This is a genomic window from Streptomyces sp. NPDC031445 (genome assembly GCF_055581365.1).
Genome location: NZ_JBVIJO010000006.1, coordinates 353334 through 376649, shown reverse-complemented (window position 1 = coordinate 376649; position 23316 = coordinate 353334). Strand labels below are relative to the sequence as shown.

General features: G+C 73.1%; 20 protein-coding genes. 4 read left to right on the top strand and 16 right to left on the bottom strand.

Annotated elements, in window-relative coordinates; all coding sequences use genetic code 11:
* Window positions 1-36: 36 nt before the first annotated feature.
* Complete coding sequence (locus ACZ5DC_RS19075) at window positions 37-1248, top strand: MFS transporter (RefSeq protein ID WP_468654078.1); 1212 nt, start codon at window positions 37-39, stop codon at window positions 1246-1248.
* Here ACZ5DC_RS19075 and ACZ5DC_RS19070 read toward each other — a convergent pair.
* Window positions 1208-1666, bottom strand: a complete 459-nt coding sequence (locus ACZ5DC_RS19070; protein WP_468654076.1) for an acyl-CoA thioesterase — start codon at window positions 1664-1666, stop codon at window positions 1208-1210. The genes ACZ5DC_RS19075 and ACZ5DC_RS19070 overlap by 41 nt on opposite strands.
* Before the next feature lie 116 nt (window positions 1667-1782).
* The gene (locus tag ACZ5DC_RS19065; RefSeq protein WP_468654074.1) at window positions 1783-3051 is read right to left on the bottom strand and encodes an alginate lyase family protein; all 1269 of its coding nucleotides are present in this window, start codon (window positions 3049-3051) and stop codon (window positions 1783-1785) included.
* A 145-nt stretch (window positions 3052-3196) separates the two neighbouring features.
* Here ACZ5DC_RS19065 and ACZ5DC_RS19060 point away from each other — a divergent pair, with 145 nt between their 5' ends.
* Window positions 3197-4597, top strand: a complete 1401-nt coding sequence (locus ACZ5DC_RS19060) for a uracil-xanthine permease family protein (RefSeq protein ID WP_366754530.1) — start codon at window positions 3197-3199, stop codon at window positions 4595-4597.
* A 76-nt stretch (window positions 4598-4673) separates the two neighbouring features.
* Window positions 4674-5360: a DUF5995 family protein gene (locus ACZ5DC_RS19055; protein WP_468654071.1), complete on the top strand. Its 687-nt coding sequence runs from the start codon at window positions 4674-4676 to the stop codon at window positions 5358-5360.
* Window positions 5361-5435: 75 nt separating this feature from the next.
* Here ACZ5DC_RS19055 and ACZ5DC_RS19050 read toward each other — a convergent pair whose 3' ends face one another.
* The 11 genes from ACZ5DC_RS19050 to fmt form a co-directional block, all read right to left on the bottom strand.
* Complete coding sequence (locus tag ACZ5DC_RS19050) at window positions 5436-7148, bottom strand: flavin monoamine oxidase family protein (RefSeq protein WP_468654070.1); 1713 nt, start codon at window positions 7146-7148, stop codon at window positions 5436-5438.
* Between the two features lie 47 nt (window positions 7149-7195).
* On the bottom strand, window positions 7196-7984 hold the full coding sequence (locus ACZ5DC_RS19045) for a carbon-nitrogen hydrolase family protein (protein WP_468654068.1): 789 nt from the start codon (window positions 7982-7984) through the stop codon (window positions 7196-7198).
* A gap of 304 nt (window positions 7985-8288) precedes the next feature.
* Complete coding sequence (locus tag ACZ5DC_RS19040; RefSeq protein ID WP_366754526.1) at window positions 8289-8741, bottom strand: Lrp/AsnC family transcriptional regulator; 453 nt, start codon at window positions 8739-8741, stop codon at window positions 8289-8291.
* A 27-nt stretch (window positions 8742-8768) separates the two neighbouring features.
* Window positions 8769-10256, bottom strand: coding sequence for an amino acid permease (locus ACZ5DC_RS19035; protein WP_468654065.1), 1488 nt, complete (start codon window positions 10254-10256; stop codon window positions 8769-8771).
* 368 nt (window positions 10257-10624) lie between these two features.
* Window positions 10625-12067 carry a GuaB1 family IMP dehydrogenase-related protein gene (locus ACZ5DC_RS19030; RefSeq protein ID WP_468654063.1) on the bottom strand — a complete coding sequence of 481 codons (1443 nt, stop codon included), beginning with the start codon at window positions 12065-12067 and terminating at the stop codon, window positions 10625-10627.
* Between the two features lie 132 nt (window positions 12068-12199).
* A complete protein-coding gene (locus ACZ5DC_RS19025) occupies window positions 12200-12529 on the bottom strand; it encodes a barstar family protein (RefSeq protein WP_468654061.1) in 330 nt (109 codons plus the stop codon).
* Window positions 12526-12933 carry a guanyl-specific ribonuclease gene (locus ACZ5DC_RS19020; RefSeq protein ID WP_468654059.1) on the bottom strand — a complete coding sequence of 136 codons (408 nt, stop codon included), beginning with the start codon at window positions 12931-12933 and terminating at the stop codon, window positions 12526-12528. Before ACZ5DC_RS19020 ends, ACZ5DC_RS19025 begins: the two co-directional genes overlap by 4 nt.
* Before the next feature lie 60 nt (window positions 12934-12993).
* The gene (locus ACZ5DC_RS19015) at window positions 12994-14037 is read right to left on the bottom strand and encodes a sugar-binding transcriptional regulator (protein ID WP_366750912.1); all 1044 of its coding nucleotides are present in this window, start codon (window positions 14035-14037) and stop codon (window positions 12994-12996) included.
* Window positions 14038-14127: 90 nt separating this feature from the next.
* Entirely contained in the window at window positions 14128-14814 is a 687-nt protein-coding gene (rpe, locus tag ACZ5DC_RS19010; RefSeq protein ID WP_468654057.1) for a ribulose-phosphate 3-epimerase, read from the bottom strand.
* Window positions 14815-14934: 120 nt separating this feature from the next.
* Complete coding sequence (locus ACZ5DC_RS19005) at window positions 14935-16353, bottom strand: RsmB/NOP family class I SAM-dependent RNA methyltransferase (RefSeq protein WP_468654055.1); 1419 nt, start codon at window positions 16351-16353, stop codon at window positions 14935-14937.
* Between the two features lie 184 nt (window positions 16354-16537).
* Window positions 16538-17470, bottom strand: coding sequence for a methionyl-tRNA formyltransferase (gene fmt / locus ACZ5DC_RS19000; protein WP_468654053.1), 933 nt, complete (start codon window positions 17468-17470; stop codon window positions 16538-16540).
* 214 nt (window positions 17471-17684) lie between these two features.
* On the opposite strand from fmt, the gene ACZ5DC_RS18995 reads away from it, so the two are divergent.
* Window positions 17685-18218, top strand: a complete 534-nt coding sequence (locus ACZ5DC_RS18995) for a hypothetical protein (RefSeq protein WP_468654051.1) — start codon at window positions 17685-17687, stop codon at window positions 18216-18218.
* Between the two features lie 114 nt (window positions 18219-18332).
* On the opposite strand, the gene ACZ5DC_RS18990 is transcribed toward ACZ5DC_RS18995, so the two are convergent.
* The 3 genes from ACZ5DC_RS18990 to coaBC all read right to left on the bottom strand — a co-directional run bounded on the left by ACZ5DC_RS18990 (window position 18333) and on the right by coaBC (window position 23253).
* A complete protein-coding gene (locus ACZ5DC_RS18990; protein WP_468654050.1) occupies window positions 18333-20480 on the bottom strand; it encodes a primosomal protein N' in 2148 nt (715 codons plus the stop codon).
* Window positions 20481-20592: 112 nt separating this feature from the next.
* Window positions 20593-21801, bottom strand: coding sequence for a methionine adenosyltransferase (gene metK / locus ACZ5DC_RS18985; RefSeq protein ID WP_366750907.1), 1209 nt, complete (start codon window positions 21799-21801; stop codon window positions 20593-20595).
* A gap of 249 nt (window positions 21802-22050) precedes the next feature.
* On the bottom strand, window positions 22051-23253 hold the full coding sequence (coaBC, locus tag ACZ5DC_RS18980) for a bifunctional phosphopantothenoylcysteine decarboxylase/phosphopantothenate--cysteine ligase CoaBC (protein ID WP_468654192.1): 1203 nt from the start codon (window positions 23251-23253) through the stop codon (window positions 22051-22053).
* Window positions 23254-23316 lie beyond the last annotated feature (63 nt).

Here is a 23316-nt window from a genome sequence, read left to right as displayed (position 1 = left end):
ACGGGGCCGGGCACTCCCGGGGAGGGGAACAGGATCATGAGTGACGTGACGCGTACGAACGACGAGGTCAGGCGCGCCCGGTACGCCGTGGCGGCCGTCTTTGCCGTGCACGGCGCCGTGACCGGCTCGTTCGCGACGCGTGTGCCTTGGGTCCAGGACCACACCTCGCTCGGTGCGGGCCAGTTGGGGTTCGCCCTGGCCTTCACGGCGCTCGGCGCCTCGTGCGCGATGCCGCTGGCGGGCGGGATCACCCACCGTTTCGGCAGCCGGGCGGCCCTGCGCGGGCTGCTCGCGCTGTGGACGCTGTCCCTGATCCTGCCGTCGGTCGCGCCCAACCTGGTCACCTTGTGCCTGGCGATGTTCGTCTACGGCGCGAGCGCGGGCATGGCCGATGTCGCGATGAACGCGCTCGGCGTGGAGGTCGAGCGGCGGCTCGGCAAGTCGATCATGTCGGGCCTGCACGGCATGTGGAGCGCGGGCGCCCTGATCGGCTCGGCGGCCGGCACCCTCGCCGCGCATCTCGGCGCGGACGCGCGCGTGCACTTCGCCCTCGCGTCGGCCGTCCTCACCCTGCTCGGCCTGGTGTTCTGCACCTGGGTACTGGACCTCCAGCCCGCCGAGGACGAGGAGCCGCCCCCGCGGTTCGCGCTGCCGCCGCGCTCCGCCCTGCTGATCGGCGCGGTCGGTTTCTGCGCGGTGTTCGCGGAGGGCGCGAGCCTGGACTGGTCGGCGGTGTTCCTGCGGGACCGGCTGGACAGTTCGGCCGGGCTGGCGGCGGCCTCCACGACCGGGTTCATGCTGACCATGGCGGTGGCCCGGATCGCCGGGGACGCGGTGGTGAACCGGTTCGGCGCGGTCCGCACGGTGCGCGCCGGCGGTGTCCTGGCCGGGCTGGGCGGGCTGCTGGTCGTGCTCGCCGGGCACCCGCTGGTGGCGATGGCCGGGTTCGCGCTGATGGGGCTCGGCATCGCGGTGGTCGTACCGCTGTGCTTCGCGGCGGCCGGGCACGCGGGCCCCAACCCCAGCCAGGCCATCGCGGGCGTGGCGACCATCACCTACACCTCGGGGCTGATCGCGCCGAGCCTGATCGGCGGGGTGGCCCAGGCGACCAGCCTGATGGTGTCCTTCGTGGTGGTGACGGCGCTGGCGTGCGGGCTCGCGGTGTGCGCGGGGGTGCTGCGCACCGCCGAGCGCGGCGGCGGCGAGATCAGCCGGCGGGCCGCAGCAGTTCCCGACCCACGGCCCTGAAGGTCTCGCTCCAGGGCGCGGGGCGCAGGGTCGCCGCGTCCAGCCGGACCAGCACCCGGGTGCCCCGGGCGTAGGTCTCGGTCCCGTCGGCCGAGCAGAACCGGAAGCCGTAGGTGAGCCCGGTGGTGCCGAGTCTTTCCAGCCAGAGGTGGACGGCGTAGGTGCCGGGGCGGGTGACCGGCGCCTCGTAGCCGATGCGCAGTTCGCGGACCGCGTTGCAGGCGTCGCCGGCCGCCGCCCAGTCGCCGTCGAAGCGGATGCCGTGCGCGTTCCACAGCTCGGTCCAGGCGCGCTCGACCATCAGCGGGTAGCGGGCGTTGTGCAGCAGCCCGAGCGCGTCGAGGTCGTCGAAGTGGACGGTGACGGGGATCAGCCGGCCGTAGGAGACGGCGGGGGCGGTCGGGGCTTCGGCGGTCACGGGAAGGGCTCCTGGGCAGCGCTGTCGGGGTGGCGACACCCCCGTACGCCACCATACTAAGCGACCGCTCAGGAGCCCGGCCGGGAAGCCCCCGGGGGCAGCGGGGCGGCGGGGGTTCAGCCCGCTATCGAGTCCAGCTGCTCGGCGGCGGGCCGCAGCGCCCAGAGGTCTCCCCCGGGCGGCGCCTCCAGCTCCGGCACAGCCGCCCTGGCCGACGGGTCACCGGCGTCGGCCGCCGCGTGCACCACGTCGGCCGCCGCGTAGCGGTGGAACTCCAGCTCGGGGTGCGGCCAGGCGGCGGCGCCGGTCGCGGCGGGCAGCAGGTAGCCGACCGCCTTGGACAGGCTCTGCCCGTCCGGTCCCGCGTAGTCCCACAGGTCCACTCCCACGTGCCGGCCGATGGCCGCGAGCCGGGTGTAGGCGACCAGGTCGAAGGTCGAGTAGTGCCAGCTGCGGGTGCGGGTCAGCTCCTGGGGCTGGCTGCCGTCGGCCGCGATCTGCGGGTCGATCCGCCTGGCGCGCGCGTCCAGCACGGTCCGCCGGGCGAGCGCGGTGTCGCCGGTGGCGTAGGCGAGGGCGGCGAGCTGCATGTCGTAGAAGGTGCCGTGGTTGTTGGCGGCCGCGCCCTCCTGCCGGCCGAAGTCGCTGTCCGTCAGCCAGTCGCGGAAGTCCTTGTTCCACCGGGTCGTCGCGGTGCGGTCGGCGGCCGTCCAGCCGGGTGCGCCGGTGGCGAGGATCGCCTGTGCGTCCAGGACGCTGGTGTAGGACTGCGAGAAGTCGATGATGCCGATGGCCCGGCCGTCGTACCTGCACGGGATGAACTGGGCGTGGTCCAGGTCGGGGTTCATCCGGGTGGCCGGGTCGAGGAACCAGGTGCGCAGGATCTGCCCGGCCTTCTCGGCGTAGCCGCGCCTGCCGGTGTAGTACCAGGCGAGCGAGAGGTCGTACGACGCGTCGAAGACCTTCTCCGCGTCCTGCCGGTCGGTCCCGCTGTCGACCTCCGGATTGCGCCGGCCGTCGCGCTGGACGTACGGGCAGCCCCAGGGGTTGTCGGCGGTGGGCGCGGTCGTGGGCCACCAGTAGGGGGCCTGGCTCAGGTAGTCGTGGACGTCGCCGCCGGGGGCGGGCTTCGGCTTGTCGACGACCGTCCAGGGGCCCTGGTCCAGCCAGGCGTCGGCGCGGGCGGTCAGGTCCGCGAGGGCGTGCCGGAGCCGGGGGTCGTGGGGCAGACGGGCCCGGGTCCGCTGGAGGCGGACGCCGTCGAGGACGGCGGTCCGCGGAGCCGCCGCGGACGGGGCCGGCGCGGCGTGGGCGGAGGGGACGAGCAGGGCTCCGAGGGCCACCACCGCGGTGAGGAGCGCGGCCGCACGGGGTCTTCCACTCATTCAGGCACTCCGATCTTCGCTCGACCCGATCAGCAATCAGGTACGTGAACGCAGTTCATGAGGAGGACCGTGCGAGCGTAGAGCCGCCGGCTACCCCTGACAATGGTGCGGAACCTCTTCACGTACAGAGAAAGCGAAACCCCTCATGGATCTCGGCGTGCGCTGGAAGCTGCACGGTGACGGGCGCACGCCCGCGCCCGGAGCGGTGGTACGCCCCGACGAACGGCTGTCCTGGCCCCGCACCGTGGGCCTCGGCGCCCAGCACGTGGTCGCGATGTTCGGCGCCTCGTTCGTGGCCCCCGTGCTCATGGGCCTCGACCCCAACCTGGCGATCATGATGTCGGGCGTGGCGACCGTGATCTTCCTGCTCGCCACCCGGGGCCGGGTGCCGAGCTACCTCGGCTGCTCCCTGTCCTTCGTGGGCGTGGCCGCCGTCATCCGCGCCCAGGGCGGTACGAGCGCGACCGTGACCGGCGCGATCCTCGTCGTCGGCGCCGTGCTCTTCCTGGTCGGCCTCGCCGTGCAGCGCTTCGGCGCGCGGATCATCCACGCGGCCATGCCGCCGATCGTGACCGGCGCCGTCGTCATGCTGATCGGCTTCAACCTGGCCCCGGTGACCGCGTCCACCTACTGGCCGCAGGACCAGTGGACGGCCCTGCTGGTGATGCTCTTCACCGGACTGGCGGTGGTCTGTCTGCGCGGTTTCTGGTCCCGCGTCGCGATCTTCCTGGGTCTCGTGTTCGGGTACGGCCTGTCCTGGGCGTCCGACCGGGTCTTCGGCAAGATCCACTCGGTGGACGCGAGCGGCAAGGTCACCGACCACTGGCGCCTGGACCTCTCCGGCGTCTCCAAGGCCGACTGGATCGGCCTGCCGTCCTTCCACGGCCCGTCCTTCCAGTGGTCGGCGATCCTGGTCGCGCTGCCGGTCGTCATCGCGCTGGTCGCCGAGAACGCGGGCCACGTCAAGGCGGTCGGCGAGATGACCGGCGACCCGCTGGACGACAAGCTCGGTACGGCGATCTCGGCGGACGGCGTCGCCTCCATGCTGTCGACGGCCGTCGGCGGCCCGCCCAACACCACCTACTCCGAGAACATCGGTGTGATGGCCGCGACCCGCGTGTACTCCACCGCCGCCTACTGGGCCGCCGCCGGCTTCGCGCTGCTCTTCGGCGTCTGCCCCAAGTTCGGCGCGGTCGTGGCCGCGATCCCGGGCGGGGTGCTCGGCGGCATCACCGTCATCCTCTACGGCATGATCGGCCTGCTCGGCGCCCAGATCTGGCTCAACGCCAAGGTGGACCTGCGCAACCCGCTGAACCTGGTCCCGGCCGCCGCGGGCATCATCATCGGCGTCGGCAACGTCACCATGAAGTTCACCGACACCTTCTCGCTCAGCGGCATCGCCCTCGGCACGCTGGTCGTCATCACCGGCTACCACGCGCTGCGCGCCTTCGCCCCGGCCCACCTGAAGAAGCAGGGGCCGCTGCTGGACGAGGGCACGTCCTCCTACGACACCGGGACGGACGCCGGCACGCGCGCCGAGCCGTAGCCCGGCGTTCCCCCGTTCCGGCGAAGCACCGGGCCGGTCGGCACGCCGGCCGGCCCCGGGCTGGGACCCTTCCCCCATGGTGCAGCTGGAACACCTCACCGCCCCCGTCGACGCCGTGGTCGCCCGGATGCGCGCGCTGGACGCGGCGCTGCCCCCACGGGACGGCGTCGCCGTGTTCAACCGGGTCTACCTCGCCGTCACCGAGGAGGTCGACCGGCGCCTGGACGCCGGGGAGTTCCCGGATCCGCGCGCGGCGACCGCCCTGGACGTGCGGTTCGCCGAGCGCTATCTGGCGGCGGTGGACGCGGCCGCCGCGGACCGCCGCCCGCCCGCCTGCTGGCGGCCCCTGTTCCAGTTCCGCCGCCACCCCGGCGTACGGCCGCTGCAGTTCGCGCTGGCGGGCATCAACGCGCACATCGGGCACGACCTCGCCCTGGCCGTGGTCGACGCCTGCCGCACGCTCGGCTGTGAACCGGCGGACCTGGAGGACGAGTTCGACCGCGTGGGCGATCTGCTGGTGTCGCTGGAGGAGCGCATCCGCGAGGATCTGATGCCGGGCCCCGACCTGTTCCAGATCGCGGACCCGCTCACCCATCTGCTGGGCTCCTGGAGCCTGGAGCGGGCGCGGGACGCGACCTGGGCGGCGGCCCGGGCCCTGTGGGCGCTGCGGCACTGCGGCGACGTGGCCGGGGAGTTCACCGAGCGGCTGGACGCGGCGGTGGGGTTCGCGGGCCGGATGCTGCTGACACCACTGGCCGGCTGAGCTTCCGGCGCGTGGAGAAGGCGCGGGCGGCCGGAGTCCGTGGCCGGCCGCCCGCGCCCTGGTCGGTCCCCCGGGTCAGTCCTCGGGAAGCTCCACCGGCGCGATCTCGTCGTAGACGTCACCCGGGCCCGGGTTCGTCGCGTCGGTCTCGCCGCCGAAGTGGTGCATGACGCCCCAGACCGCGTTCAGCGCCGTCTGCACGGCGCCCTCGGCCCAGCCGGCCGTCCAGGAGATGTCGTCGCCGGCGAGGAAGATGCCCCGCTTGTCCGCGGGCAGCCGGTCCTGCATGAAGTGCGTGAACAGGCGCCGCTGGTAGCGGTAGTGACCGGGCAGGTTGGCCTTGAACGCGCCCATGAAGTAGGGCTCGTTCTCCCAGGAGACCGTCACCGGGTTGCCGATGATGTGCTTCCTGATGTCGACCTTCGGGTAGATCTCGCCCAGCGACTTCAGCATGACCTCCATCCGCTCGTTCGCGGACAGCGGCAGCCACTTCAGGCTGTCGTCGCACCAGGTGTAGGACAGGCAGATCACGGCGGGCTTGTCCGGGCCGTCGTCCAGCAGGTAGGTGCCGCGGGTCATGCGGTCGGTGAGCGTCATCGACATGACGTCCCGGCCGGTCGGATGCCCGTTGTCGTCGACGGCCTTGTCCAGCCAGAAGGGCCGGTCCACGGGCACGAACAGCTTGCTGGACTCCATGTAGTGGGTGCGCTCGATCGCGGTCCAGTGGTCGATCGGGAAGAGCGAGTCGTCGCAGGCGATCTTGGACAGCAGCATCCAGGACTGGGCGGTGAAGATCGCCGCCTTGTAGGTGCGGATGTCGCCGTTCGCGTCGGTGACGGTGATCTGGTTGCCGGCCGTGCGGTGCAGCCGGGTCACGGCGGGCTTCGGCTCGCCGTCCACGTGCAGCGACTTCAGGGACGTCCCGTACGGCCAGTGGACGATCTTCTCCGGCCGGCGCTCCCACAGGCGCAGCGGGAGTTGCTGGGAGCCGCCGACGATGCCGCGGTGGTGGTCGTCGGCCTCGGTGTAGACGACGCGGAGGATCTCCAGGATGGAGTTCGGGAAGTCGGTGTCCCAGCCGCCGGTGCCGAAGCCGACCTGCCCGAAGATCTCGCGGTGCCGGAAGGACTTGAAGGCGTCGGAGTCGCAGAGGAACCCGTAGAAGGTCTGGTTGTCCAGCTTCTCGACGAGCTTGGCCCAGATCTCGCGGATGCGCGGGACGTCCCGCTCGCGCATCGCGCGGTTCATGTCGGAGAAGTCGGCGCCCTCCTCCAGGCACCTGTTCCAGGCGTCGGCGACGTCCCGGTACACCTGGGGCAGGTCGTCGATCGTCTCGGCGTAGTGCGACTCGCCCTTGAGGTCGACCACGGTGGACGGGGTCGCCTCGGCCAGGGGGTTCGGGAACGGCCTGGTCTCCAGGCCGACCAGGTCGATGTAGTGCTGGAGCGCGGTGGAGGACGGCGGGAAGCGCATCGCGCCCATCTCGGCGGTCAGCGAGTCGTCGCAGCCCTCGAAGCCGACCGTGCGGAGCCGGCCGCCGATCTGGTCGGCCTCGTAGACGACGGGCCTCAGGCCCATCTTCATCAGCTCGTACGCGGCCACGATGCCGGACAGGCCGCCGCCGATGACCGCGACCTCGGTGCCGTGCTCGGTCGCCGGGACCTGGCCGAGGCCCGCCGGGTGGGCGAGGAAGTCGTCGTAGGCGTAAGGGAAGTCCGGGCCGAACATGGTGATCGGCGGCTGCTGCTCGTCGGTGTGCTCGACGGCGTTGGGCACCGTGGACGTCATGGGGTACGGACTCCTTGCACGGGGTGGTTCGGGGAAAGGCTCGGGTGTCAGACGAGGGACCCGTACAGACCGGGGCGGCGGTCCTTCAGGTACGGGTTGTGCTCGCGGGAGGCGGCCAGGAAGGCGGGGTCGGCGTCGGCGAGCACCAGCTGCTCGGCACGGCCGGCGCGGGCGCGGGCGACACCGTCGGGACCGGCGAGGACGGAGAGGCCGACGAACTCGAACTCGCCTTCCCGGCCGACCCGGTTGACGTAGGCGACGTACATCTGGTTCTCGAAGGCGCGCACCGGGATCATCGACTCGGCGACGAACTGGAAGGGGTGCATCTGCGCGGTCGGCACCACCAGGAGGTCGGTGCCGGCCAGGGCGTGGGCCCGGACGTTCTCCGGGAACTCGACGTCGTAGCAGATCAGCAGGCCCACGGTGAGGCCGTTCAGCTCGGCCTGGACGACCTGCTGCCCGCCCGGCGTGAAGTGGTCGCGCTCGAAGCAGCCGAAGAGGTGGGTCTTCCGGTAGTTCGCGAGCCGGGTGCCGTCGGCGGAGATCAGCTGGGCGGAGTTGAAGACCGCGTCGCCGTCGCGCTCGGGGTAGCCGTAGGCGAGGGCGAGGCCGTGCCGGGTGGCGATCTCGGCGATCGCGTCGGCGGAGTCACCGTCGGCGGGCTCGGCGAGGCGGGCGATGTCGTCGCCGATCGCGTAGCCGGTGAGGAACATCTCCGGGGCGGCCAGCAGCCCGGCGCCCGCCGCGGCGGCCCGGCCCGCGGCCTCGTCGAGGACCTTGAGGTTCTCGGTGACCGAGCCGGGACGGCCGGAGCTCTGGAGCAGGGCGGTGCGCATGCGTGATCCTCACCGGAACGGGGGGTTTGGGGGGCCAGAAAGAAGGTACGTTCGGCGCGCTCGGCCGGACAAGAAGGAGCCGTTGCGCGCCGGTGCGGCATTCGTTGCGCCGAGCGGCGTCTGAACGGCGATTCGTTGCGTGGGCGCCGGTGAGCGTGACGGGAGGAGCACGGAAAAGGGCTCGGGGCGCCTCGTCGTCGGCCGGGTGCGGGTGGTCCGGGGTGCTCGCGCGGTTCCCCGCGCCCCCTCAGGGGGCTGATCCGCACCCGGTGACGACAAGGCGCCCCGAGCCGTGGTTTCGCTGCTATCCCGGCGCCCCGGAGGAGAACCTCCTGAGCAGCGGCGACAGCACCAGCACCGACTTGGTCCGCTCCACGAACGGCTCCCCGGCGATCCGCTCCAGGACCCGCTCGAAGTGCCGCATGTCGGAGGCGAAGACCTGCGCGACGGCGTCCGCGTCCCCGGTGACGGTGGACGCGGCCACGACCTCCTGGTACCGCTCCAGGCCCCGCTGGATCGTCTCCGGCGAGGTGTTGCGCCGGCAGTAGATCTCGATGAAGCCCTCGGTCTCCCAGCCGAGCGCCGCCGGATCCACCCGCACGGTGAATCCGGTGATCGCTCCGGTGGCCCGCAGCCGGTCCACGCGCCGCTTCACCGCGGGCGCGGACAGGCCGATCATCTGCCCGATGTCCGCATAGGAGCGGCGGGCGTCCTCGGCGAGGGCGTGCACGATGCGTTCGTCGAGATCGTTCAGCACAGGGGGTCGTTCACTTCTTCGGTCCGGTCACTTCTCTGCCGTCACCGCGAGGGCGTCGTCGGTCGCGAGACGGGAACGGCGGTAGCCGTAGAGGAAGTAGAACACGAGCCCGGCGGCCATCCAGCATCCGAAGACCACCCAGGTGACGGTGTCGAGGCTGGACATGTTGTACGCGCAGAACAGGAAGCCCAGCACCGGCAGGACCGGGCCGAACGGCACCTTGAACGTGCGCTCCAGCTCCGGGCGCCTGACCCGCAGCACGATCACCGCGATGTTGACCAGGCCGAAGGCGAACAGCGTGCCGATGCTGGTGGCGTCGACAAGCTTGCCCAGCGGGATGAGGGCGGCGAGGGCTCCGCAGAAGAGGCACACGATCACCGTGTTGAGGCGGGGCGCGCCGGTCTTCGGGTGGATCTTGCCGAGCGCCCTCGGCACCAGGCCGTCGCGGGCCATCGCGAAGAGGATGCGGGTCTGGCCGTAGAGCACGGTGAGCACCACGCTGGCGATGGAGATGACGGCGCCGAGCGCGAGCAGCGTGCCCCAGAAGGTCTGGCCGCTGACGTCGTTCATGATGCCGGCGAGGGACGCCTCGGAACCGTCGAACTTCTTCCAGTTCCAGGCGCCCACGGCGACGGCCGCGACGAGCACGTACAGCGCGGTCACGATGATCAGCGACAGCATGATCGCCCGCGGCAGGTCCCGCTTGGGGTCCTTCGCCTCCTCACCGGCGGTGGAGGCGGCGTCGAAGCCGATGTAGGAGAAGAACAGCGTGGCACCGGCGGCGCTGACCCCGCTCATGCCGAGCGGCATGAAGTCGGCGTAGTTGCCGGACTTGAAGCCCATGACGCCGATCACGCAGAACAGCACCAGCGCGGCGATCTTCACACAGACCATGATCGTGTTGGCGCGGGCGGACTCCCGCGCGCCACCGAGCAGGAGCACCATCGCCAGCAGCACGACGATCAGGGCCGGCAGGTTGATGATGCCGCCCTCGCCCGGCGCGGAGGACAGGGCGGCCGGGATGGTGACGCCGATGGTGCCGTCCAGCAGCTCGTTCAGGTACTCGCCCCAGCCGACGGCGACCGCGGCCACCGAGACGCCGTACTCCAGCACGAGACACCAGCCGCAGACCCAGGCGACCAGTTCGCCCAGCGTTGCGTACGCATACGAGTAGGAGGAGCCCGCGACCGGGATGCTGCCGGCCAGTTCGGCGTACGACAGGGCTGAGAACAGCGCCGTGAGACCGGCGATGACGAAGGCGAGGGTGACCGCCGGACCGGCCTTGGGCACGGCATCGCCCAGGACGACGAAGATGCCGGTGCCGAGGGTGGCCCCGATGCTGATCATGGTCAGCTGCCACAGCCCGAGGGAGCGCCGAAGCTGCCCTCCCTCACCGTGGCCGCCCTCCGCGACCAGGCGTTCCACGGGCTTGCGACGCATGAGGCGCGCGGCGACGCCCGGGGACGCGGGGGCTCCCGGTATCTGGTTGTGCGGGGGTGCGCCTTGATCGAGCACGCGCTGGCTCCTTATCGCTGCCGGGGTCGGGCGGACCGGCATGAGCGCCGGCCCTCGTGGGCGGGAACCGGCGGAGCCTGCGAGGGCAGGGACCCACCGAGCGGGGTCCCCGCCACGCCACGTACTAGCGCAGCACCCTATGAGGCGGGCCTTCACGGGCGTAATGCAGCAACCTTGCGTAGTCCCGCATGATCATTGCGTTCATCGGGGAGGAACGGCACATCGTTGCGCGCCACCCGCCGACCGTTGCCACGCTTCCCGGGGGAGCCGTCCGACGGCCGGCTCGCCCGGCGGCACGGACACGCCGACGGCCCCCGTCGGTCCCGGGCCCGGGACCGACGGGGGCCGTCGGCGGTGCGGAGCGGCGATCAGCTCCAGCTGGCGTGCAGCGGCTTGCCCTCGGCGTAGCCCGCCGCGCTCTGGATGCCGACGATGGCCTTGTCGGCGAACTCCTCCAGGCTGGCGGCGCCGGCGTAGGTGCAGGAGGAGCGGACGCCCGCGATGATCGAGTCGATCAGGTCCTCGACGCCCGGGCGGGCCGGATCGAGGAACATGCGGGAGGTGGAGATGCCCTCCTCGAACAGCGCCTTGCGGGCGCGGTCGTACGCCGACTCCTCCGACGTGCGGTTGGCCACCGCACGCGCCGAGGCCATGCCGAACGACTCCTTGTAGGCGCGGCCGCCCGCGTCGTGCTGGAGGTCACCGGGCGACTCGTAGGTGCCCGCGAACCAGGAACCGACCATCACGTTGGACGCGCCCGCGGCGAGCGCCATGGCCACGTCGCGCGGGTGGCGGACACCGCCGTCGGCCCAGACGTGCTTGCCGTACTTCCTCGCCTCGGCGGCGCACTCCAGGACGGCGGAGAACTGCGGCCGGCCCACGCCGGTCATCATGCGGGTGGTGCACATGGCGCCCGGCCCGACACCGACCTTGACGATGTCCGCGCCGGCGTCGATCAGGTCCTTGACGCCCTCCGCGGAGACGATGTTGCCCGCGGCGATCGGCACCCGCGGGTCCAGCGCGCGCACCACCCTGATGGCGTTGATCATCGACTCCTGGTGGCCGTGCGCGGTGTCGATGACGAGCGTGTCCACGCCCGCGTCGAGCAGCTGCTTGGCCTTGCCCGCGACATCGCCGTTGATGCCGACGGCGGCGGCGATGCGCAGCCTGCCGTTCGCGTCGACGGCCGGCGTGTACAGCGTGGCGCGCAGCGCGCCCTTGCGGGTGAGGATGCCGGCGAGCCTGCCGTCCTCGTCGACGGCCGGGGCGTAGCGGCGGTTGTGCTGGTCGAGGGTGTTGAAGGCCTCGCGCGGGTCGATGCCGGCGTCCAGCAGGAGCAAGTCCTTGGACATGACCACTTCGAGCTGGGTGAAGCGGTCGACGCCGGACAGGTCGGCGTCGGTGACGACGCCGACGGGCCGCTGGTTCTCGTCCACGACGACACCGGCGTTGTGCGCCCGCTTGGGCAGCAGCGCCAGGGCGTCGGCGACGGTCTGGTGCGGGGCCAGCACGATCGGGGTGTCGAGCACCAGGTGGCGGCTCTTCACCCAGGAGACGACGTCGGTGACGACGTCGATCGGGATGTCCTGCGGGATGACCACCAGGCCGCCCCGGCGGGCCACCGTCTCGGCCATGCGGCGGCCGGCGATGGCGGTCATGTTGGCGACGACCAGCGGGATGGTGGTGCCCGTGCCGTCCGGGGAGGCGAGGTCCACGCCCTGACGCGAGCCGACCGCGGAACGGCTCGGCACCATGAACACGTCGTCGTACGTCAGGTCGTACGCGGGCTGGATGTCATTGAGGAAACGCACGTGCTGCACATCCCAGTCGATCAGAGGCGACCCCCTGACAGGTGTGCCAGGGGGAAAGAGCACGTACTTCATTCTCGCATGCCGGGGTCGGAGACATGCCCCGACGGATCATCCAGGGCCGGCGCCGATCGGCTAGGAGGTTCCTCCAAGCGCGAGGGCGACGGTGAGCGCCGGCAGCACGCGCGTGGCCTGCGTGAACACCTCCTGGGCGGTCTCCCACTCCTGGGGCCGCTCCCTCGCGTAACCCTCCCAGTCCCGGACGACGACCAGGAGGCCCCTGTCCCCCGCCTCCGCCGGCCACACGGACGGGTCGGACAGCGAGTCGGCCAGCGCGTCCCAGTTCCGGCCGAACCAGTCGGGCAGCGACAGGGCCCGCGCGGCGCGGTCCATCAGGCCGGCCTTGTCCGTGACGCCCGCGAGGTCGAGCGCGACCACGAGGCGACCGGTCAGGTCTTCGCTCATCTCAGTACCGCCCGGAACGACTCGTAGTGATCACCGCTGTAGTAGTACTCCCCGCCCTGCCCGGTGACGATGCGCCGGGCCCCGCGGTCGGACGAGCCGGGGGTCGGCACGGTGTACTCGTGGTAGTAACCGCGCCGGTGCCGCGGCAGGCGTCCTTCGAAGTTCCCGAAGACGGTCCCGTCCTTGGCGTAGGGGAAGGGGCCGCCCTGGTCGATGAGGGCGAGTGTCCTGCGGGCCTCGGCCGGCAGCCGGGACTCCTCGACGGTCGCCATGCCCCGCGTCCACGCCGGGGACGCCTGGGTGGCGGGGGAGGCGTGGCCGGGGGCGCCGGAGCACCCCGTGAGCAGAACGGCGAGACAGACCAGCAGCCCGGCGAGGGCACGGGGGACGAACCGTGACAGCATGCGGACGATGCTGCCACGGCCGTCCCGCCACGACCCGCCACCGGGTCCGGCCGGACTCGGTCAGACGCCGTCGGGGTCCTGACGGCTGAGCGCCGGCTTCGGGGTCGGTCCCGCCGTCATCAGGTAGTCGGCGGCCGAGGTGTCCGTCACCAGGCTGGTGACCAGCCCGGAGCGCAGCACCGCGTCGATCGCGGCGGCCTTGCGCTGCCCGCCCGCGATGGCCACGACCTCCGGGATACGGCGCAGCTGGTCGGCCTTGACCGTGATGCACCGCTCCCCCAGGTCCCGTCCGACCCGGCGCCCCTCGGTGTCGAAGAGGTGTGCCGACATCTCGGCGGCGACCCCGAGCGAGGCGTAGTGCGCGCGCTCCTCGTCGCTGAGCATGTCGTGCACGGTCGAGATGCCCGGCTCCCACGAGCCGATGGAGACGCAGGCGACCGTGACCTTGTCGAAGTACTCGAAGGCCCGGGCGATCCCGGTCTGGTGCCGCAGCGCCGCCGCGGTGGCCTCGTCCGGCAGCAGCATCGGCGCGTAGATGGGGTGCGCGTCGCCGCCGGACACCTGGGCGGCCCGGCGGACGGCCTCCACCGAGCCGCGCTCGGCGGTCCCGGCGTCGTACACGCCCGTCAACTGCACCACCGTGCACGGCGGCAGCCGGTCGAGCGCCGCCGCCATGTGGATGGTGGACCGGCCCCAGGCCAGCCCGAGCACGTCCCCCTCGTTGACGAGTTCGCCGAGCAGGTCGGCGGCGACCTCGCCCAGGTTCTCGGGGTCGGGAGTCTCCTCGGCATCGGCCGGGGACTCGACCACGACGGCGTGCCTCAGGCCGTAGCGGGCGCGGAGCGCGTCGGAGCGCTCGGCGTCCAGTTCGGCCGGCACGCGGATCTCGATGCGTACGAGGTCCCTTTCGAGGGCAGTCTCCAGTACCCGGGCCACTTTGAAGCGGCTGACGCCGAACTCCTCCGCGATCTGGATCTTGGATTTGCCCTCGAGGTAGAAGCGGCGGGCCATGGCCGCCGCCTGCACCAGCTCAGCGGGTCCCATCCGCATGGCTGACCGGCCCGCCGACATACCCGACACGGCGATCTCCTCACTGCTGTTCACACTCTGGATTCGCCGTTCATCCTTGCAGATTCGGGGCGACTGATCTGCCCTGATGGGCGCCGTTCACTTAACCGTTCACTTGGCCGTGGCTCAGTGGTCGCATGCCCAGGACGCCTTGCCGGTGGCCGCCTCCGCCTGGGCGCGCAGGGCGCGTACGGCTTCCGCCGGGTCCTTGGCACCGTAGACGGCCGAGCCGGCGACGAACACGTCCGCTCCCGCGTCCGCGCACCGCTCGATCGTCGAGGCCGAGACCCCGCCGTCGACCTGCAACCACAGCTGAAGACCGTGCTTCTTGATCAGCTCACGGGTGCGGCGGATCTTCGGCAGCATGATGTCGAGGAACGCCTGGCCGCCGAAGCCGGGCTCCACCGTCATGACGAGCAGCATGTCGAGTTCCGGCAGCAGGTCCTCGAACGGCTCGATCGGCGTCGCCGGCTTGAGCGCCATGGAGGCGCGGGCCCCCTTGGCGCGGATCTCCCGGGCGAGCCGCACCGGAGCGGCGGCGGCCTCCACGTGGAAGGTGACCGACGACGCCCCCGCCTCGACGTACTGGGGCGCCCACCGGTCGGGGTCCTCGATCATGAGGTGGCAGTCCAGCGGGGTGTCCGTCGCACGGGCCAGGGACTCCACCACCGGCACGCCGAGCGTGAGGTTCGGGACGAAGTGGTTGTCCATGACGTCGACATGGAGGAAATCGGCGCCTCGGACCGCCTCGGCCTCCTCCGCGAGGCGGGCGAAGTCGGCGGACAGGATGCTGGGGTTGATCTGCACGGCCATGACCCAAGCCTGCCATGTCGCCGCGCCGGGCTGTAGCGGCGGTCCCTTGGGGCGGGGGCTCGTGTGCGGGCCGGGGGAGGGTGGCCGCGCGGTTCCCCGCGCCCCTTTCGGGACCCCGCGTCATCCAGTCCTGCGGATCAGGGCCAGGTACATCGCGTCCGTGCCGTGTACGTGCGGCCAGAGCTGGATGTCCGGGCCCTCGCCGAGGTCGGGGAGGCCGGGCAGGAGGGGGCGGGCGTCGATCAGTTCCGTGTCCGTGCGCTGCTTGAGCACGTCGGAGACGACCGCGCGGGTCTCCGCCAGGTGCGGCGAGCAGGTGGCGTAGCCGACGACGCCGCCGACGCGGACGGAGTCGAGGGCCGTGCGCAGCAGAGCGCGCTGGAGCGGGGCGAAGGTGTCCAGGTCCTCGGGACGGCGGCGCCAGCGGGCCTCGGGGCGGCGGCGCAGGGCGCCGAGGCCGGTGCACGGAACGTCGACCAGCACCCGGTCGAAACTGCCGGGCCGCCACGGCGGGCGGGTGCCGTCGGCGGCGATGACCTGGTACGGCCCCGGGTTGCCGTGCAGGGCCCGGGCCACCAGCCCGGCCCGGTGCGGCTGCTTCTCCGAGGCGAGCAGCGCGGCCCCGCGCTCGGCGGCGAGCGCGGCCAGCAGCGCGGCCTTGCCGCCCGGTCCGGCGCAGCCGTCGAGCCACCTCTCGTCGGGACCGTCGAGCGGGGCGTTCGCCAGCGCGAGGGCGACCAGCTGGCTGCCCTCGTCCTGGACGCCGGCGCGTCCCTCGCGCACGGCCTCGACCGCGCCGGGCTCGCCGCCCTCGGCGAGCCGCACGGCGTACGGCGACCAGCGTCCGGGTACGGCGGCGTCCTCGCGGAGCAGTTCCCCGGTGGTGGCGCGGCCCGGCCGGGCGACGAGCGTCACCTCGGGCCGCTCGTTGTCCGCCGCCAGCAGCCGCTCGATGCCGGACCGGCCGCCGCCGAGGGAGTCCCACAGCGCGGAGACGACCCAGCGGGGGTGCGAGTGCACGACGGCGAGGTGGTCCTCGGGATCCTCGTCGTAGGGCGGCGCGACCTTCTCGATCCAGCCGTCGAGGTCGTCCTGGGCCACCTTCCGCAGCACGGCGTTGACGAACTTGGCCCGTCCGTCCCCGAGTACGACCCGGGCCAGCTCGACCGAGGCGGACACGGCCGCGTGGGTGGGGATGCGCGTGCCGAGCAACTGGTGCGCGCCCAGGCTCAGTACGTCGAGCACCGGCGGGTCCACCTCGCGCAGCGGCCGGTCGACGCACGCGGCGATGACGGCGTCGTACGTGCCCTGGCGGCGCAGCGTGCCGTACACCAGCTCGGTGGCGAGGGCGGCGTCCCGGGCGTCGAAGTCGCCCTGCTCCCGGGCCTTGCGCAGCAGCGGGGGCAGCACGAGGTTGGCGTACGCGTCCCGCTCGTCCACCGCGCGCAGCGCCTCGAAGGCCAGGAAGCGGACGGGGTCCTTCTGGGGACGGCGGTAGGGCTTGGCGGGCTTGCGGGGCCGCCGGGACTGCTCGCTCACGAAAAAGGTGCTCCGGGTGTGAAGAGGGGATGCGCCTCCAGCGTACGTCGCCGGACGCAGGGGCCCGCCGCCCGGGCTCGCCCCTGCCGCCGCCCGGCCTCGACCGGCGCCGCCGTCCAGGCGCGCTCCGCGCCGCTGGGGAGCGCCGGCCTCCGCTCCCCCGCTCCCGTCCTCGCTCCGGGCGTCAGCCGCCCAGCGTCTCGCCGTCCGCGATGCGCACCCCGCGGGCCCAGTCGGCCGCGCGCATCGGCTTCTTGCCCTGGGCCTGGACCCACAGCAGCTCGACGGCGTACGACCCGGTGCCCGCGTGGACGCTGTTCTTGCCCACGGCCAGGCGGCCCGGCGCGAGGTCCGTGCGCTCGGGCACGGGCGTGACCTGGACGAGCTTGAGCCGCTCGCCGCGGAAAGTGGTCCAGGCTCCGGGCGCGGGCGTGCAGCCGCGCACGACCCGGTCGACGCGCAGCGCGGGCGCCGCCCAGTCCACCTGCGCGTCCTCGACGGTGATCTTCGGCGCCACGGTGATGCCCTCGGCGGGCTGCGGTACGGCCTTCAGCGTGCCGTCCTCGATGCCGTCCATGGTGGCCGCGAGCAGCCCGGAGCCCGCGAAGGCGAGCCGGGTGAGCAGGTCGCCGCTGGTGTCGGTGGGGCGGATCTCCTCGGTCACGGTGCCGTAGACGGGCCCGGAGTCCAGCCCCTCCTCGATGAGGAAGGTGGACGCCCCGGTGATCTCGTCGCCCGCCATGATGGCGTGCTGGACCGGCGCGGCGCCGCGCCACGCGGGCAGCAGCGAGAAGTGCAGGTTGACCCAGCCGTGGGCGGGGATGTCCAGGGCGGCCTTCGGCAGCAGGGCGCCGTAGGCGACGACCGGGCAGCAGTCCGGGGCGATCTCGCGCAGCCGCTCCAGGAACTCCGGGTCCCGGGGCTTCAGCGGCTTGAGCACTTCGATCCCGGCCTCCTCCGCCCGCTCGGCCACGGGCGACGCGACCAGCCTGCGTCCGCGCCCGGCCGGCGCGTCGGGCCGCGTGACGACGGCGGCCACCTCGTGCCGCCCGGAGGCGAGCAGAGCGTCCAGAGCGGGAACGGCGACCTCGGGGGTACCGGCGAAGACGAGCTTCATGGGCGGGATCGGGCCTCTCGGGCGGGGATGCGCGGGCAGCGCACCAGTCTATGACCTTGGACGGCGCACGAGCGGGTGGGCGGCGTACGCATATGCCCGTACGCCCCCAGCCCGTGACCAGCGGAGCGTAGGCGCGTTGGTCAAGAAAGAGTTGACCACATCGGGCCGCTGTCGCGGCCCAATTCCTTTCAACGCCGGTTCGAGAGGCTTGTTCATGGCCGACCACGCAACCCACGACGCCCAGGCCCGGGCCAGCCTGCACTTGCTGGTGCGGGACATCGAGAGGGTCCGCCGGCAGGTGGACGCGCTGCGCACGCTCACCGCCCAGTTGGGCAACGTCTACCGCCCGCGCCGCTCCGGCCCGTCCACGGGCTTCGTCGTCTACGGGCGCGCCCCCGCCCCGACGGTCCGGCTCGCCCAGGAACTCCGGGACAGTGTCGAAACCCTGGTCACGTCCGCCGTGGACTTCGACCGCTCGCTCGGCTTCTCGTGGGACGCGGTGGGCTCCGCGCTCGGGGTCACCAAGCAGGCCGTGCACCGCCGGTACGGCGCCCGCCGCGCCGCGGCCCAGGCGGCGGCGGAGGCGGAGCGGACGCCGGAGCCGTCCGGCACCCGCACGATCAACGTGAACACCGGGCTGCCCACGGTCCCCGCGGCCCGCTCCATGCCCACGCAGCCGACGGCGGGCAGCCCGACACTGCGCGACGACGCCCGCCCGACGGCCTTTCCGGGCCCCCGCAACGGCTGACACCCCCACCGCCGCCCCTCCCGGGCCACGTCCGGGAGGGGCGGGCGTGTCCTCCCACCCGGTCGGGGCAGTCGCGCGTGCGGGGGGGGACACCGGCCGGCCGGTGTCCCCCCGTCACCCGATGTCCGGCGGATCGATCCGTACCCGGACCGCCTCCCCGCTGCCCCGTGCCATCCGCGCGGCCTGCGCGGTCTTCAGCGCCGTGGCCAGGGCGGAGCCGCTGCCCGGTGGTACGCGGACCAGCGCCCGGTCCCAGTGTTCGCCGGGCGGCGCGGCGCCGGGCCTGCGTGCTCCGCCGGGCGGGGGCGGGGGCAGCGGCACCGGTCCCAGCACCTCGGCGTCCGGCGGCAGGTCGACCGCCGCCAGGAACTCGGCGACGGCCGCGGCCGGCCCGGACACGGCCGCCATCCGGGACACCGGCGGAAAGCCCAGCTCGGCCCGCTCTGCCAGCTCCCGCACGGCATGCCCGACCGGGTCCCAGCGCACCAGCGCCTGGACGGGCCGCAGGGTCGGCTCGGCCACCACGACCACCGTGCCGCCCTCGCTCTGCGGCCGCACCAGCGCCCCGGCCGCGATCCACCGGCGCAACGCGTCCTCGCCGGCCCGCAGGTCGGGGCGTACGAGCATGGCCCAGCCGTCCAGCAGCAGGGCCGCCGCGTAGCCGCCCTCGGCGACCGGTTCGGCGCCCGGGGTGCTGACGACCAGCGCGGGGGCGGCCGGGACGGTGTCCAGCACATGCTCGCGCCCCGAGGTGCGCACCGGTACGGCGGGGAAGGCGCGCCCCAGCTCCTCGGCGGTCCGGCGCGCGCCCACGACCTGGGCCCGGAGCCGGAAGCCGCCGCACTCCGGGCAGTGCCAGGCGCCCTCCTCACGCCCGCACCACCCGCAGCGCAGGACGCCCGCGTCCTGCCCCTGGAGCGGGCCGGAACAGTGCCGGCACCGGGCGGGCGCCCGGCACCGGGCGCAGGCCATGCGGGGCGCGTAGCCGCGCCGGGGCACCTGCACCAGCACCGGCCCGTGCCGCAGCCCCTCACGGGCCGCCTGCCAGGCGAGCGTGGGCAGCCGGGCGGCGCGGGCGGCCTCGTCGCGGGCGAGGTCGTCGTCCCCGACCGTCCGGACCAGGGGCGCGGCCCGGCGCACCTGCTCCCGCCCGGCGACCAGCGGCCGGGCCCAGCCGCTCTCGACGAGCTGGGCGGCCTCCACGGTGCAGCCCCAACTCCCCAGCAGGAAGGCGCATTTGTCCAGGGCGGCGCGCAGCAGCAGGACATCGCGGGCGTGCGGCTGCGGGGCGTGCGGCTCGCTGTGGCTGTCGTCCCCGTCGTCCCAGATCGCGACGAGCCCCAGATCCTGGACGGGCGCGAACATCGCCGCCCGGGTGCCGACGACGGCGCGCACGGATCCGCGCCGCACCGCCAGCCACTGCGCGTACCGCTTCTCGGGCCCGGCGTCGGCGGTGAGCAGCGCGTGCCGGCCGGTGCCGAGCAGCGCGGTGAGCGCGGCGTCCACGCGCGCGGCCGAGCGCCCGTCCGGTACGACGACCAGGGCGCCGCGCCCGGAGGCGAGGGTGGCGGCGACGGCCCGGGCCAGCTCCTCGCTCCACAGCGGCCCCGGCAGCGCGTTCCAGACGGCCCTGGGCGCCCCCGCGGACGACAGGGCGTCCAGGAAGGCGCCCCCGTGCTCGTAGCGGGTCCAGGAGCCGTGCTCCGGCGCCGGGGGCGGTGGCAGCGGCTCGGGGGACGGGCGCTGCTCGGCGCGGGCGCTGCGCGGGGGCACGGCCAGCTGGAGGACATCGGCGAGGCTGCCCGCGTACCGGTCGGCGACGGCGCGGGCGAGGCCGAGCAGTTCCTCGCTCAGCACCGGCTCGGGCGACACCACCTGGGCGAGCGCGGCCAGCGGTCCGGAGTAGTCGGACTCGGCGCGCCGCTCGACGAGGAAGCCGTCGATGAGCCCGCCGCCCTCCCGGCGTCCGTCGCGGACCCGGTGCCGGCCGGCCCCGAACCGCACCCGCACCCGCACCCCCGGCCGGGCGTCCGCGTCCAGCTCCGCGGGCACGGCGTAGTCGAAGTACCGGTCGAGGTGCAGCACGCCCTTGTCGACCAGCACGCGTGCGACGGGCAGGTTCTCGGCGAGCGCGGCGCCCCGCCAGGTCCGGGGCTTGGCCCGTGGCACCTTCGCCTTACGCACGCTCTCCCGGATGAGCGCGAGCTGCTCCGGCGGCGCCCCCTCGGCCCCGCCACCCCCCGACCCGTTCTCGCTGCTCACGCTTGCATTCTTGCAAACCCCACTGACAACGCGGCCGGTCCGCCGGCCGGCGGCGACGCCGAGGCCCGGCCCCCCGAAGGGAACCGGGCCTCGGCGGCAGCGGCGGGCCGGGTTACAGGCCGGCGGCCTTGCGCAGTGCGTCCACGCGGTCGGTGCGCTCCCAGGTGAAGTCGGGCAGCTCGCGGCCGAAGTGGCCGTAGGCCGCCGTCTGGGCGTAGATCGGGCGGAGCAGGTCGAGGTCGCGGATGATCGCGGCCGGGCGCAGGTCGAAGACCTCGTCGATCGCCTTCTCGATCTTCTCCGGCTCGATCTTGTGGGTGCCGAAGGTCTCCACGAACAGGCCCACCGGCTCGGCCTTGCCGATGGCGTAGGCGACCTGGACCTCGCAGCGGGAGGCCAGGCCCGCCGCGACCACGTTCTTCGCCACCCAGCGCATCGCGTACGCCGCCGAGCGGTCCACCTTGGACGGGTCCTTGCCGGAGAAGGCGCCACCGCCGTGCCGGGCCATGCCGCCGTAGGTGTCGATGATGATCTTCCGGCCGGTCAGGCCGGCGTCGCCCATCGGCCCGCCGATCTCGAAGCGGCCGGTCGGGTTGACCAGCAGCCGGTAGCCCTCGGTGTCCAGCTTGATGCCTTCCTCCAGCAGCGCCTTCAGCTCCGGCTCCACCACGAACTCGCGGATGTCCGGGGCGAGCAGCGACTCCAGGTCGATGTCGGAGGCGTGCTGGGAGGAGACCACCACCGTGTCCAGGCGGACGGCCTTGTCACCGTCGTACTCGATGGTGACCTGCGTCTTGCCGTCGGGGCGCAGGTAGGGGATGGTGCCGTTCTTGCGGACCTCGGACAGGCGCTTGGACAGCCGGTGCGCCAGGAAGATCGGCAGCGGCATCAGGGTCGGCGTCTCGTCGGAGGCGTAGCCGAACATCAGGCCCTGGTCGCCCGCGCCCTGCCGGTCGAGCTCGTCCTCGTCGCCCTCGACCCGGGCCTCGTACGCCGCGTCGACACCCTGTGCGATGTCCGGGGACTGCGCTCCGATGGACACCGACACACCGCAGGAGGCGCCGTCGAAGCCCTTCTTGGAGGAGTCGTAGCCGATCTCCAGGATGGTGCTGCGGACGAGGGTCGCGATGTCCGCGTACGCCTTCGTCGTCACCTCGCCGGCCACGTGCACCAGGCCGGTGGTGATGAGCGTCTCCACGGCGACCCGGGAAGACGGGTCCTCGCGCAGGAGCGCGTCGAGAATGGTGTCGCTGATCTGGTCAGCGATCTTGTCGGGGTGACCCTCGGTCACGGACTCCGAGGTGAACAGGCGACGGGACACAACGCTCCCTGTGGTTGCAGCGGCTGCTGGCTGATCATTTACGGTCGACGCGGGGCTGCGCCTGGCGCCGACCGTGAACAGTTTATCGGTCGCACTCGACCGGCGGGCCACCGTCTCGCCTCTCGGGAGCGCTGTGACCTGCGGCACGGGCATTCTGCACAATGGCGAGCGGCCTTGGCCAGGGCCGCCACACCGGATTTCGGCATGGCGTGAACGTGACGCCGAGTTCGCCCGATCGCCTGCCGGGGGTTAGTCCAGACGCCGTACGACCAAGTCCCAGACGGTGTCGGCCAGGGCTTCCTTGGGGCCGTGCGGCACCGGGGTCTCGCTGCCGTCGGCACCGAGCACGACCGCCTCGTTCTCCTCGGAACCGAAGGTCTTGCGCTCCCCCACCTCGTTGACCACGAGCAGGTCGCAGCCCTTGCGGGCGAGCTTGGCGCGGCCGTTGGCGAGGACGTCGTCGGTCTCGGCGGCGAAGCCGACGACGACCTGTCCCGGCCGGGCCCGGTCGGCGGAGATCTCCGCGAGAATGTCCGGATTCCGCACCAGGACGACCGGGTCCGGGTCCTGGCCGTCCTTCTTCTTGATCTTCCCGGTGGCGTAGGCGGCCGGGCGGAAGTCGGCGACGGCGGCGGCCATCACCACGGCGTCGGCGTCCGCGGCGGCCTTGAGGACGGCCTCGCGCAGCTGGACGGCGGTGCCGACGCGGACGACGTCCACGCCCGCCGGGTCGGGCAGGCCGGCGTTGGCGGAGACCAGGGTCACCCGGGCGCCACGGGCCGCGGCGGTGCGGGCGAGGGCGTAGCCCTGCTTGCCGGAGGAGCGGTTGCCGAGGAAGCGGACCGGGTCCAGGGGCTCGCGGGTGCCGCCGGCGGAGACGACGACGTGCCGCCCCCTGAGGTCGGGCTCGGTGACACCGCGGGCCAGCACCCGGCGGCACACCTCGAAGATCTCCGCCGGGTCGGGCAGCCGGCCCTTGCCGGTGTCGACGCCGGTGAGGCGGCCCACGGCGGGTTCCACGACGACGGCGCCGCGGCGGCGCAGCGTGGCCACGTTCTCCTGGGTGGCCGGGTGTTCCCACATCTCGGTGTGCATGGCCGGGGCGAAGACGACCGGGCAGCGGGCGGTGAGGAGGGTGTTGGTCAGCAGGTCGTCGGCGAGGCCGTGGGCGGCCTTGGCGAGCATGTCGGCGGTGGCCGGGGCCACGACGACCAGGTCGGCGTGCTGGCCGATGCGGACGTGCGGCACCTGGTGGACGTCGTCCCAGACCTCGGTGGCGACCGGGTTCCCGGACAGCGCGGACCAGGTGGCGGCGCCGACGAAGTGCAGCGCGGAGGCGGTCGGCACGACGCGGACGTCATGGCCCGACTCCGTGAACCTCCTCAGCAGCTCACAGGCCTTGTAGGCGGCGATGCCACCGCTGACCCCCAGCACGACCTTCGGCTTGTCCACCATGGCTCCTCGCGTTCGAGAATCTGCACCACCCATGACACACCACAGGCCCGGCAGCATGAC